General features: G+C 66.7%; 8 protein-coding genes, 1 tRNA gene and 1 pseudogene. 4 read left to right on the top strand and 6 right to left on the bottom strand.

Annotated features, from left to right (window positions below; genetic code table 11):
- The first annotated feature begins 120 nt into the window (after window positions 1–120).
- From SMD10_RS08265 to SMD10_RS08250, 4 genes are all read left to right on the top strand, one after another.
- Window positions 121–2,004: an ABC transporter ATP-binding protein gene (locus SMD10_RS08265; protein ID WP_331685197.1), complete on the top strand. Its 1,884-nt coding sequence runs from the start codon at window positions 121–123 to the stop codon at window positions 2,002–2,004.
- Window positions 2,001–3,896, top strand: coding sequence for an ABC transporter ATP-binding protein (locus tag SMD10_RS08260; protein WP_331685196.1), 1,896 nt, complete (start codon window positions 2,001–2,003; stop codon window positions 3,894–3,896). Before SMD10_RS08265 ends, SMD10_RS08260 begins: the two co-directional genes overlap by 4 nt.
- Before the next feature lie 199 nt (window positions 3,897–4,095).
- Entirely contained in the window at window positions 4,096–4,443 is a 348-nt protein-coding gene (locus SMD10_RS08255) for a hypothetical protein (protein ID WP_331685195.1), read from the top strand.
- A gap of 344 nt (window positions 4,444–4,787) precedes the next feature.
- Window positions 4,788–4,877, top strand: a tRNA-Ser gene (locus SMD10_RS08250).
- Between the two features lie 211 nt (window positions 4,878–5,088).
- Here SMD10_RS08250 and SMD10_RS08245 read toward each other — a convergent pair.
- The 6 genes and pseudogenes from SMD10_RS08245 to SMD10_RS08220 all read right to left on the bottom strand — a co-directional run bounded on the left by SMD10_RS08245 (window position 5,089) and on the right by SMD10_RS08220 (window position 12,956).
- Window positions 5,089–5,781 (bottom strand): response regulator transcription factor, encoded by a 693-nt coding sequence (locus SMD10_RS08245; RefSeq protein ID WP_331685194.1) that lies wholly within the window; start codon window positions 5,779–5,781, stop codon window positions 5,089–5,091.
- Window positions 5,778–8,507: a sensor histidine kinase KdpD gene (locus tag SMD10_RS08240; protein WP_331685193.1), complete on the bottom strand. Its 2,730-nt coding sequence runs from the start codon at window positions 8,505–8,507 to the stop codon at window positions 5,778–5,780. The genes SMD10_RS08245 and SMD10_RS08240 overlap by 4 nt, the downstream gene beginning before the upstream one ends.
- Window positions 8,497–9,087: a potassium-transporting ATPase subunit KdpC gene (kdpC, locus tag SMD10_RS08235; RefSeq protein ID WP_331685192.1), complete on the bottom strand. Its 591-nt coding sequence runs from the start codon at window positions 9,085–9,087 to the stop codon at window positions 8,497–8,499. Before kdpC ends, SMD10_RS08240 begins: the two co-directional genes overlap by 11 nt.
- Before the next feature lie 9 nt (window positions 9,088–9,096).
- Window positions 9,097–11,136 (bottom strand): potassium-transporting ATPase subunit KdpB, encoded by a 2,040-nt coding sequence (gene kdpB / locus SMD10_RS08230; RefSeq protein ID WP_331685191.1) that lies wholly within the window; start codon window positions 11,134–11,136, stop codon window positions 9,097–9,099.
- A gap of 10 nt (window positions 11,137–11,146) precedes the next feature.
- Window positions 11,147–12,857: pseudogene (gene kdpA / locus SMD10_RS08225) on the bottom strand (potassium-transporting ATPase subunit KdpA).
- Window positions 12,858–12,866: 9 nt separating this feature from the next.
- The gene (locus SMD10_RS08220) at window positions 12,867–12,956 is read right to left on the bottom strand and encodes a potassium-transporting ATPase subunit F (RefSeq protein ID WP_331685190.1); all 90 of its coding nucleotides are present in this window, start codon (window positions 12,954–12,956) and stop codon (window positions 12,867–12,869) included.
- Window positions 12,957–12,962: the final 6 nt, after the last annotated feature.

Here is a 12,962-nt window from a genome sequence, read left to right as displayed (position 1 = left end):
TCGTGAAGTCGGCGGACGATTTCCTATATGCCACAGACCGGGTGTGTCGACACGGCGGCACACCCCCTAGACGGTGATGCGAGGGTTCTACTCGGCATCGCCCGCCTGAAAGATTTTTCGATGTTTGCTTTTTTCGAACGGTGGGTCGACGCCTTTCCGGAAGAGGGGGCGGATCGTCCTCCCGCCAAGCTCCTGCCCTTCGCTTGGCACTATGCACGGCCGGTCTGGCCGATGCTCGCGGTAATGGCTGCCACCTCGGCGGTGATCTCGGTGCTCGAGGTCTCGCTGTTCGGCTTCCTCGGCCGGATCGTCGACTGGCTGTCGGCCGCCAACCGCGAGACGTTTCTGCAGGACGAGGCCTGGACGCTCGCCGCCATGGCGATGGTGATCCTGGTGGTGCTGCCGGGCGTCTCCTTCCTGCACTCGCTGGTGACGTTCCAGTCGCTCGCGGGCAATTTCCCCATGCGGTTTCGCTGGACGGTGCACAACTGGCTGCTCGGCCAGTCGCTCGCCTTCTTCCAGGACGAGTTCGCGGGCCGCATTTCGCAGAAGCTGATGCAGACGGCGCTCGCCCTGCGCGAGAGCATCATGAAGGTCGTCGACATCCTTCTCTATATCACCGTCTATTTCGGCGGCATGCTGGTCCTCATGGCCAGCGCCGACTGGCGGCTTGCCCTGCCGTTCGTCGCTTGGTTGGTGCTCTATGTCGCCATGCTGCGCTATTTCGTGCCGCGATTGGGCACGGTAGCGGCGGCCCAGGCGGATGCGCGCGCCGCGATGACGGGCCGGGTGGTCGACGCCTACACCAACATCTCCACCGTCAAGCTGTTTGCCCACACCGAGCGTGAAGCCGACCACGCCAAGGACTCGATGACGCGCTTCCTGAAAACCGTGTACGGCCAGATGCGTCTGGTCACCGGCTTTCAGACCTGCCTGACGGCACTGAATGCGCTGCTGCTCTTCGCCGTCGGCACCCTCGGCATCCTGCTGTGGACGGGCGAGCTCATCACCGTCGGCGCCATCGCCGTCGCCGTCGGTCTGGTTCTGCGCCTGCACGGCATGGCCCAATGGATCATGTGGGAAGTCGCCCAGCTGTTCGAGAACGTCGGCACCATGCACGACGGCATGGCGACGTTTGCGCGCACCCATGCCATCACCGATCGGACGGATGCGAGCAGGCTGGCGGTGGATCAGGGCGCCATCCGCTTCGAGAACGTGACGTTCGCCTATGGCAAGACGCGCGGCTCCGACCGGGTGATCAAAAACTTCTCGCTCGATATCCGTCCGGGCGAGAAGGTCGGGCTGGTCGGCCGCTCCGGCGCCGGCAAGTCGACGCTTCTGAACCTGCTTCTGCGGTTCTACGACGTCGAGGGCGGGCGCATCCTGATCGACGGTCAGGATGTGGCCGAGATCACCCAGTCGTCGCTGCGCGCCAAGATCGGCATGGTGACCCAGGACACATCGCTGCTGCACCGCTCGATCCGCGAAAACATCCTCTATGGCCGTCCGGACGCGAGCGAAGAGGATCTGATGCGCGCGGTCGGGCGCGCCGAGGCGGCGGATTTCATCGATGGGCTCGTTGATATCGCCGGCAATCGGGGCCTCGATGCCGAGGTTGGCGAGCGCGGTGTGAAGCTGTCCGGGGGCCAGCGCCAGCGCATCGCCATCGCCCGCGTCATGCTGAAGGACGCGCCGATCCTGCTTCTCGATGAGGCGACGTCGGCGCTCGACTCCGAGGTCGAGGCGGCGATCCAGGGAAACCTCTACAAGTTGATGGAGGGCAAGACGGTGATCGCAGTCGCGCATCGACTGTCGACGATCGCGGCGCTGGATCGGCTGGTGGTGCTCGACAAGGGCCAGATTATCGAAGAGGGCTCGCATGCCGAGTTGATTGCCGCCGGCGGCCTCTATGCCCAGCTTTGGGCGCGTCAGGTCGGCGGGTTTCTCGATCCCGGCGAGGAGGATGAGGCCCGCACCGGCAATCGGGGGCTCGCGGCCGAATGATCGAACGCTTTCTCCAGCGCTTCGAGAACGTCGTCGATCCCTTCGGCGACGAGGTCTCCGAATCTGGCGATGCCCGGGCCGACCGCACCGGGCACCTGACGCCGCTGCCGGCCGATCCCAACCGCTTCATCTGGCACTTCGCCGTCTATGCCCGATGGCCGCTCATCGGGCTGCTGATCGCTGGCGGCCTGGCCGGTGCCACCGAAGCGGTGCTCTACACCGGCGTCGGCTGGATCGTCGACGCGCTTGGCCAGCCGGGAGCCGACAAGGCCGCGACGCTGGCGAGCGAGGCCTGGCTGCTTGCCGCACTGGCCTTCCTCGCGCTGATCGGCCGCGTCGTGGTGCTATTCGTCAGCTCGGTGCTCGAAGAGCAGGTGGTCGAGCCGAATTTCTACAATCTCATCCGCTGGCAGAGCTACCGGCGGCTGATGGACCAGCCCTACACCTTCTTCCAGAACGACTTCGCCGGACGGCTCGCGCAGAAGGTGCAGCAGGTCGGGCAGGCGACCGGCGACTTCATCACCACCATTCTGCAGACCTTCTGGTCGTTCTTGACCTTCGTCGTCCTGGCGGCGACCATTCTCGGCGCCGTCGATCTCTGGATGACGGCGGTCCTTGCCCTGTGGTCGCTCGGCTACTACTGGATCGCCCGCAACCTGTTGCCGCAGATCCGCGAGCGCGGCCGCGAGCGGGCCAATGCCAACTCGGTGTGGACGGGGCGCGTCGTCGACAGCTTCACCAACATCCTGTCGGTCAAGTTGTTCGACGCGACGCGCAGCGAGGACGCCTTCGTCAAGGACGGCTTCGTGCGCTACGTCGACGCGGTCCGCCGGCTGACCCGCTCGATCACCACGGTGCGTCTCGCCGTCGCCGTGCTGAACGGCTTGATGATGACCGGTATCGGAGCCGTGGCCATTCTCGGCTGGCGCGCCGGCACCGTCTCCACAGGCGGCGTGGCCACGGCGCTCGCCCTGGTGCTCCGGCTGAACCAGATGTCCGGCTGGATGATGTTCAACATCAACGGTCTGGTGCGCAACTACGGCACTATCCAGGATGCGGTGGCGACGATCACCGTGCTGCCGACGCTGGTCGACCGGTCGGATGCCGAACCGCTGGTCACGGGCGAGGGCGACATCCGGTTCGAGACCGTCACCTTCCACTACGGCAAGGGCGGCGGCGTGATCGAGAATTTCTCGCTCCATATCCGCCCGGGCGAGAAGGTCGGGCTGGTCGGACGCTCCGGCGCCGGCAAGACGACGCTCGTCAACCTGCTGCTGCGTCTCTATGACCTGGAGGGTGGGCGCATCCTGATCGACGGCCAGGACATCGCCGGCGTCACACAGACCTCGCTGCGCGCCCAGATCGGCGTCGTCACTCAGGACACGTCCCTGCTGCACCGTTCGATCCGCGAGAACATCGCCTATGGCCGCCCCGATGCCGAAGAGGAGGATGTGATCGACGCGGCGACGCGGGCCAATGCCGAGGACTTCATCCCCGGTTTGCGCGACCCCAAGGGGCGTGCAGGTTATGATGCCCATGTCGGCGAGCGCGGCATCAAGCTGTCGGGTGGCCAGCGCCAGCGCATCGCGATTGCCCGCGTGCTCCTGAAGAACGCGCCGATCCTGGTGCTCGACGAGGCGACCTCGGCGCTCGATTCCGAGGTCGAGGCGGCGATCCAGGAAAACCTCGCCACCATGATGGCCGGCAAGACGGTGGTGGCGATCGCGCATCGTCTGTCGACGCTCGCAGCGCTCGATCGCCTGGTGGTGATCGACAAGGGCCATATCGTCGAGGAAGGCAGCCACCATGATTTGGTGAACGCCGGTGGGCTCTACGCCGAACTCTGGGCCCGCCAGTCCGGCGGATTCCTGGCGTCCGAGGCGGCCGAATAACGCTCAGGCGTCGGCCGCCACACCCGTGCTATACTCGTTAAGCGCGAATCGGAGCGTCCTCCTCGCCAGACCGTGCCGGCACGATCCGAAAGCGTCCAAGGCAAGGCAGCCCGACCGTTCAGAAAAATCCGTGAGCGGGAACGCGGTGGTAAGCGGACCGTGGTTCGATCGGGGCAGACCGGCCAGAGGAGAGAACGGCATGGAATGGTTCGTCTACAGCACCGCCCCGATCGATTTCGGCTGGGCGCTTCTGCCCACCGTCACCGAGATCGCCTCCGAACTCGCGAAGATCGAGGCGGCGGAAAAGATCGACGGCTATGGCGGCGGCAAGGACGTCGGCACGGCCACCGAGTTCCTGGCGGATTTCGATCGCGCGCGTGAACTCGCGCGCCAGCATGGCTGGGAGGGCGACTATCGCCCCGATGCGAAGCCGCACGTGTTCTGGCTGCCGCACGAGAACGAAATGGCCTACGGCTTCATCTGGAAGCAGCAGCACAGCGGCCAGACCTTCGTCATTTCCCCCTGTCCCTTGCCGTGGCTCGAATAGGCAAGCGCCTCCGCGGGCAGAGGCCTACGGCCGGACCGTGCGGCCAATCTATGGCCACCGCCTGGCGCCGATCGCGACCGGTCCATGTGCCGCAGTCTCGGCATGGTCCGCCTTTGCCCTACCCACCACTCGTCCAGCGCGGTCCCTTCGATGCGCCGAACGCGCAACGGGTCTCGCGATTAGGGCGATGACGATCGGCATCGAACGCACCAAAGTCTCGGTTGACGGCCTCATGGCGACGCGGCGCGCGAATGCCTCTTGTGCGGAGCATGACGGCTTTGCTATGAGGGCCGCGCGTTGACCGCAGCAACCACCCGCCCTTGTCTTGTGTGAGGGCGATGAACGGAGAGGTGGCAGAGTGGTTGAATGCACCGCACTCGAAATGCGGCATACGGGCAACCGTATCGGGGGTTCGAATCCCCCCCTCTCCGCCAAATAGCTTATCTGGTCTGATCCCGGGGTGCTTTCCAAAAGAGTTGGCGGCACACTGGTCGAGACCATCGCTACCGCGCTTCCGTCTCTCACTCCAGGGACCGATCGAACTGCGCCGAGGCCGTGCGACCCTCGTCCATAAAGCGGCCGATCGTCCTCAAGTGGTCGACCCCGGAGAGCCCATCTGGGCCTCGGTCGGTGACGGCTCGGGGTCTACTCGACCAAAAAGCGGTAGCCGACGCCCGGCTCGTTGAGGATGAAGCGCGGGCTAGTGGGATCGTCCCCGAGCTTGCCTCGCAGGCGGCCGATGAAGACCCGCAGATACTGGACGTCGTCGGCGTGCGCCGGTCCCCAGAGTTCGGTCAGGAGCATGCGATGGGTGACGATCCGGCCGGCATGAGCCGCGAGATAGTTCAGGAGTTCGAATTCCTTGCGCGTCAGCCGGATCGCCTGGCCGTCGAGGCTCACCTCGTGCGTCGCGGCATTGACGGTCAGGCCGCCGATGCGGAGTTCCGCAGTCGCAGACGACACCATACCCTCCGGGCGGGAGCGAAGGAGCACGCGGATGCGGGCGAGCAGTTCGGCGATGCCGAAGGGTTTGGTGACGTAATCGTTGGCGCCCGCGTCCAGGGCCGCGACCTTCTCCGCTTCGTCCTGGCGCACGGAGAGGACGAGGATCGGCACCTGCGACCATTCGCGAATGCGCCGAACGACGGCCTGGCCGTCGATATCGGGAAGACCGAGATCAAGCACCACGAGATCGGGGTGCTCGGTGGCGCATTTGGCGACCCCGTCCTCGCCACGCACAGCCTCGACAATGGCAAAGCCGTGCGCTTCGAGCGCGATCCGCAGGAAGCGCCGGATCTGCGTCTCGTCGTCGACGATCAGGATGCAGCTGGCGCTCACCCCTCAGCCTCATCGGGGTCTTCGTCCGCTGGCGGTGCGGGTGGTTGGGTGGGGGTTACGGCCAGCGGCAGATCGATGACGATTCGCGCGCCCCGGCCGTCGGAGCGGGCCGCTTCGGCCCGGATGCCGCCGCTATGGGCTTCCAGGATGCCTTGGCAGATGGCGAGACCGAGCCCCGTTCCTGCCGACTGGCTGTCGCCATGGCGCACCCGATAGAACATGTCGAAGACCTTCCGGCGATCCTCGTGCGGTATACCCGGCCCCTCGTCGGAAATCGACAGGATCAGCTGCTGCCCGGCCTCCCTGGCGCCAACGGCAATGTCGGTACCGGCCGGCGCATATTTGGCGGCGTTGTCGAGCACGTTCGCCACCACCTGTTCGAGCAGAACGGGATCGCCGTCGACGGAGGCAAGGCCTTCCGGCAGGTCGATCGCGACGCGATGGCCGGCGAGCGTGCGCGCCAGGCGCCTCACCGCGCCGCCGACGACCTCCCGGATATCGATGGCCTCGTGCCGTATGGCGAGGGCGCCATAGCTGAGCCGAGTCATGTCGAGGAGGTTCTGGACATACCGGTTCAACCGCTCGCCCTCTTCCTGGATCGTCTCCGCCATCATCCGGCGCCCGTCGCCCCCCAGCACGTCGCCGGCATCCAGGAGGCTGGAGGCGGCGCCGATGATCGAGACGAGCGGCGTGCGTAGATCATGGCTGACGGAGGACAGAAGAGCCGCGCGCAGGCGCTCGGTCTCAGACAGAAGCCGCGTCTCCTCCATGTCTTTCGCCAACCGCGTACGCTCGACGGCAACGGAGATCTGGTCGACGAGCGCGTCGAGCAGCCGGCGGTCCTCCGGAGACGGATCGCTGTCCTGCTTGAACCGGACGCCCAGCAGGCCGCTCGCGACCGGCCCGGATCCGAGCGGCAGGAAGAGCCAGGACGAGGTCGGCAGCGTCACCGAGCTCCATCCCGCCGCCTCCTTGTGCTCGAACGCCCAGTTCGCCGCGCCCCAATCCTTGACGTCCAGGCGATCCTCGGGCGGGAAGCCGCCGAGGATGGCCAGCCGGCCGATCTCGTTCGGCCCGAGCAGCAGCGCATCGCACTTGAGCGTCGAGGCGACGTGATGAACGGAGGCCCAGACCACGTCGTCGAGAGAGGCCGCGCTGGCGATCTTGCGGGCGAACTCGTAGAGGCGCGTCGTCCGCTCGGCGATGGTCTTCTGGGCGGCGGCCTGACGACGCAGGCGGGCGGTCTGGTTGCCGGTAACGATCGCCACCACCAGGAACAGGAGCAGCGTCAGGATCTCGCTTTCGCGATAGACGTTGAGCGTGTGGTACGGCTCGGTGAAGAAGAAATTGTAGGCCAGGAACGCGATCACGCTGGCGAAGGCCGAGGGCGCCAGGCCGTAGCGCGCGGCCGAAAACAGCACCGCCGGCAGAAAGACGAGCGACAGGCTCTCCACCGGCATGAGCGCCGCGATGAGCTGCGCTGCCAGCGCCGCCAGCGCGACGGCACCCGCCGACCAGAGATAGGCGACCGGCCGCCGCTCGATTGCCGGTAGGGCCATGCGCAGCGCGGCGTTCCGCGCCGTCTTGGCGTCGGGCGACACCACGGTCACCTCGAAGTCGGTCGCCTGCTTCAGGATCGTGTCGGCCACCGTCTCGCGCACGAAGCCGGGCACCCAACGTCTTGGCCTCGGCCGGCCGATGACGATGCGGCTGACGTTGCGGGCGCGCGCAAAGGCCAGCACCTCGGCGGCGACGTCCGCGGTGGCGTTGATCGTCGCGACCTCGGCGCCGAGCGTCTCGGCAAGCCGCAGCGCCGCGATCCGCGTATCCTTCTCCTCTTCCGGCAGGGATTCGCTGCTCGCCGTGATCACCGACAGGGCAATCCACGGCAGCCGCGCGCGTTCTGCCATCCGTTTGGCGGCCCGCACCAGGCTCTTGGCCATCGGCGTCTCGTTGACGCAGACCAGAATCCGGTCCTGCGCCGGCCAGGGGCCGGGAATGGCATGGCTGCGCATATGCGCCGTCATTTGTGCATCGACACGGTCGGCGGCGGCGCGCATCGCCAGTTCGCGGAGCGCCGTCAAATTGCCCTTGGAGAAGAAGTTCTGGATGGCGCGGGCGATCTGATCCTGCACATAGACCTTTCCCTCACGCAGGCGGCCGATCAGTTCCTCGGGCGGCAGATCGACGAGTTCGATGTCGGCGGCGAGTTCCATGACCGTGTCGGGCACCGTCTCGCGGACGCGCACACCCGAAATCCGGGCGACGACGTCGTTCAGGCTTTCGATATGCTGGACATTGAGCGTCGTATAGACGTCGATCCCGGCGGCCAGTAGTTCCTCGACGTCCTGCCAACGCTTGGCATGGCGGCTGCCCTCGACATCGCTGTGGGCCAACTCATCCACAAGAGCCAGCGCCGGCCGCCGGGCGAGAACGGCGTCGAGATCCATCTCCGGCAACGCCCGGCCGCGATAGAGAAGGCGCGTCCGGGGCACAACCTCCAGGCCGACGAGGAGGCGCTCGGTCTCCGCCCGCCCATGCGTCTCCACCACCGCCGCAACGACGTCGACGCTTTCGGTCTGGCGCTGCCGTGCCGCCTCCAGCATGGCGAAGGTCTTGCCGACGCCGGGGGCGGCGCCGAGGAAGATCTTGAGCTTGCCGCGACCCTCGCGCGCCGCCTCGGCCAGCAGCGCCTCGGGCTCGGGCCTCGGCTCCTCAACGGACATGGCCGGTCTCTGTGGGTGGTCCCGCAGTCAGGTCGTCGAGGGCGAGATTGAGCTCCAGCACGTTGACGCGGGGCTCTCCGAAGATGCCGAGCAGCGGACCTTCGACAGCGTTGCGCACGAGACTGCGGACGTCGGAAGCGGCGAGCCCCCTGGTCCGCGCGACGCGCTCGACCTGAAACTGGGCGGCGGCGGGCGAAATGTCGGGGTCGAGGCCGCTGCCCGAACTGGTGACGAGGTCGACCGGTACCGCCGCGCCGCCGGCGTCGTCCGACAGCCGTTCGGCATCGGCCCGCACCCGCTCGATCAGCGCCTTCGACGTCGGAGCGAGATTGCTGCCGCCGGAGCCGGCGCCGTCATAGCCGACGGCCGACGGCCGGGGATGAAAATAGGCGTTGCCTCGAAAATCCTGTGCGACGAGACGCGATCCGATGACCACGCCGTCACGCTCGAACAGACTGCCGTTCGCCTCCTCCGGAAACAGGAGCTGGGCGAGGCCGGTCACGGCCAACGGGTAGGCGAAGCCGGTCAGGATCGTCATGACGGCAAGCATCGACAGAGCAGGTCTGAACAGGGTCAACATGGCGGTTCCTCACGCCAAGGCCAGGGCATTGACGGCGAAATCGATCGCCTTGATGCCGATGAAGGGGACGACGAGCCCGCCGAGCCCGTAGACGAGCAGATTGCGCCGCAAGAGTTGCGCGGCCGAGGCCGGCGCATAGCGGGCGCCCTTGAGTGCCAGCGGGATCAACGCGACGATGACGAGCGCATTGAAGATCACCGCCGACAGGATCGCGCTCTGAGGGCTCTCGAGGTCCATGACGTTGAGGCTTGCCAGACCCGGATAGGCGGTGACGAACAGGGCGGGAAGGATCGCGAAATACTTGGCGACATCGTTGGCGATGGAGAAGGTGGTCAGCGAGCCGCGCGAGATCAGCAACTGCTTGCCGACCATGACGATCTCGATGAGCTTGGTCGGGTCGCTGTCGAGGTCGATCAGGTTTCCCGCCTCCTTGGCCGCCGGGGTGCCGGTGTTCATGGCGACGCCGACGTCGGCCTGGGCGAGGGCGGGTGCGTCGTTGGAGCCGTCGCCGCACATGGCGACGAGCTTGCCCGCCGCCTGCTCCTTGCGGATCAGCTCCAGCTTGTTCTCGGGCGTCGCTTCCGCCAGAAAATCGTCGACGCCGGCTTCCGCCGCGATCGCGGCGGCCGTCAACGGATTGTCGCCGGTGATCATCACGGTGCGCACGCCCATGCGGCGCAGTTCCGCGAAACGCTCGCGAATGCCCGGCTTGACGATGTCCTTCAAATGAATGACGCCGAGTGGGCGCTGGTCGCGTGCCACCAGCAACGGCGTGCCGCCGGACTTGGCGATCCGCTCGACGATATCGGCGAGCACCTTCGAGCCGCCCGCCTCGCACCAGGCGAGCACAGCGTCGGTCGCCCCCTTGCGCAGCCTGGTGCCGTCGGCGAGATCGACACCGGACATGCGCGTCTGAGCCGAGAAGCCGACGGTCTCCTGGATGCTGGCGCGCTCTTCGTTTCCACGCGGCAACTGCTTGCGGGCGAGATCGACGATGGAGCGGCCCTCCGGCGTTTCGTCGGCCAGCGAGGCATAGAGCGAGGCTTCGGTCAGCTCGGCGTCCTGCACGCCGGGCAGCGGGTGAAAGGCGTCGGCCATGCGGGCGCCGAAGGTGATGGTGCCGGTCTTGTCGAGAAGCAGCGTATCGACGTCGCCCGCCGCCTCGACAGCCCGACCCGACTTGGCGACGACGTTGGCCTTCACCAGGCGGTCCATGCCGGCGATGCCGATGGCCGACAGCAGCCCGCCGATCGTCGTCGGGATCAGCGTCACCAGCAGCGCGACCAGGAAGACGACGGGAACGAAGGCGCCGGAATAAATGACGAAGGGCTCCAGCGTCGCGACCACCAGCAGGAAGATGATGGTCATGCCGACGAGCAGAATCGACAGCGCGATCTCGTTTGGCGTCTTCTGCCGCTCGGCGCCCTCGACGAGCGCGATCATCCGGTCGAGAAAGCTCTCGCCGGGCTTTGCCGTCACCTGGACCTTCAGCCAGTCGGAGACGATGCGGGTGCCGCCGGTGACCGACGAGCGATCACCACCCGCCTCGCGGATGACGGGCGCGGATTCGCCGGTGATGGCGGATTCGTCGACCGACGCGATGCCCTCGATCGCCTCGCCGTCGGCGGGCACGATGTCGCCGGCCTCGACGAGAACGATGTCGCCGGTCTTCAGCGCCCGGCTGGACACGGTCTCGACGTCGCTGCCCTCGCCAGAGGCCAGCCGTTTGGCCGGCGTCTCGCTCTGGGTCGAGCGCAGCGAGGCGGCGCGCGCCTTGCCGCGTCCTTCCGCCATCGCCTCGGCGAAGTTGGCGAAATAGACGGTGATCCACAGCCAGATGGCGATCTGGCCGACCACGGCCATGCCGCTCTCTCCGTCAACGAGGCCGCGCAGCAGCAGGAGGGTGGACAGGATCGCCACGATCTCGGTGACGAACATGACGGGATTGGCAGCCATCTGCCGCGGGTCGAGCTTAACGACTGCCGAGCGCAGCGCCGGCCGAACGATGGCCGGATCGAACAGCGCGGTGTCTTGGATGGTCTTGGACATGGGTGGGGGCCTAGAACGTCTGGCCGGCGAGCATCGCCGTATGCTCGGCGATCGGGCCGAGGGCGAGCGCGGGGAAAAAGGTGAGGCCGCCGAGGATCAGGACGACGGCGACGAGCAGCACCACGAAGAGCGGCGTGTGGGTCGGGAAGGTCCCGGCCGAAGCCGGCACCGTCTTCTTGGCCGCGAGCGAGCCGGCAACGGCCAACATCGGCACGATGAAGGCGTAACGGCCGGCGAGCATGGCGAGCCCCAGCAGCGTGTTGTGGTAGGGCCATATTGGCATTGAAGCCGGCGAAGGCCGAGCCGTTGTTCCCAGTTGCTGAGGAATAGGCATAGAGAATCTCGGTGAGCCCGTGCGGCCCGGCGTCCTGGAGCGAGGCGAGTGCGGTCGGCAGCACCGCTGAGACCGCGCCGAGGACGAGCACGCCGAGCGGCATCACCAGGAAGGTGAGGATGGCGAGCTTGACCTCCTTCGCCTCGATCTTCTTGCCGAGATATTCCGGTGTTCGCCCGACCATCAGCCCGGCGAGAAAGACGGTGAGGACGACGAAGAGCAGCATCCCGTAGAAGCCCGAGCCGACACCGCCGAACACCACTTCGCCAGTCTCGATCTGGAGAAGCGGCGCCAGCATGCCGAGCGGTGTGAAGCTGTCGTGCATGGCGTTGACCGAGCCGTTGGAGGCCGCCGTCGTCGCCGTCGCCCACAGCGCGGAGTTGCCGACGCCGAAGCGCACTTCCTTGCCCTCCATGTTGCCGGCGGCCTGGTCGACAGGCAGCGCGGCGAAGAGGTGGTTACCCTGGATCTCGGAGCCGTAGGTGAGGTCGAGCGCTGCGACGAAGAGGAGCCCCATGGCGGCGAAGATCGCCCAGCCCTGGCGCATGTCCTTCACCATCCGGCCGAACATGAAGCAGAAGGCTGCGGGGATGAGCAGGATCGAGAGCATCTCGACGAGGTTGGAGAGCGGCGTCGGGTTCTCGTAAGGCACGGCGGAGTTGGCGTTGAAGAAGCCGCCGCCATTGGTGCCGAGCTGCTTGATGGCGATCTGCGCGGCCGCCGGCCCCTGCGCGATCGTCTGCTTCGCCCCCTCCAGCGTCGTCGCGTCGACAGAGTGCGAAAAATTCTGCGGCACGCCCTGCCAGACGAGAACGAGCGCGAGGACGATCGACAGCGGCAGCAGGAGATAGAGAATGGTACGGACGAGATCGACCCAGAAATTGCCGGGGGTCTTCAGTTCGCGCCCGGCAAAACCGCGGATGACCGCTGCGCCGATGGCGATGCCGGTCGCCGCGGAGACGAAGTTCTGCACGGCCAGGCCGACCATCTGGCTGAAATACGACATCGTCGTCTCGCCGCCATAGGCCTGCCAGTTGGTGTTGGTGACGAAGCTCACCGCGGTGTTGAAAGCGAGGTCGGGCGCGAGTCCGGCCATGCCTTCAGGGTTCCAGGGCAGGAAACCTTGCAGCCGCAGCAGGGCGTAGAGCAGCACGAAGCCGGCGGCGTTGAAGGCGAGCGCCGACAGGGCATAGCGCGTCCAGTGCTGCTCGCACTTGTCGGGGCGAACGCCGCAGAACTGGACGATCCCTGTCTCGACGCGGCCAAGCAGCGGCGTGATAAACGTCCGCTCGCCGGAAAACACTCGCGCCATATAGAGCCCAAGCGGCCAGGCAAGGGCCGTCAGCAGCACGCCGTAAAGGATGAACTGGAGGAGATCGGAGGCCATGGCGTCCTCTCAGAACCGCTTGGGCCGCAGCAAGGCGAGCGCGAGATAGGCGAGAAGGCCGAGCGCCGTGACCGCGCCGAGGGCAAGATCGAAGGTCATCGGACG

This window comes from Consotaella aegiceratis (assembly GCF_036541425.1).
Classification (GTDB): Bacteria; Pseudomonadota; Alphaproteobacteria; order Rhizobiales; family Rhizobiaceae; genus Consotaella; species Consotaella aegiceratis.
This window is presented reverse-complemented; position numbering and strand designations above follow the sequence as displayed.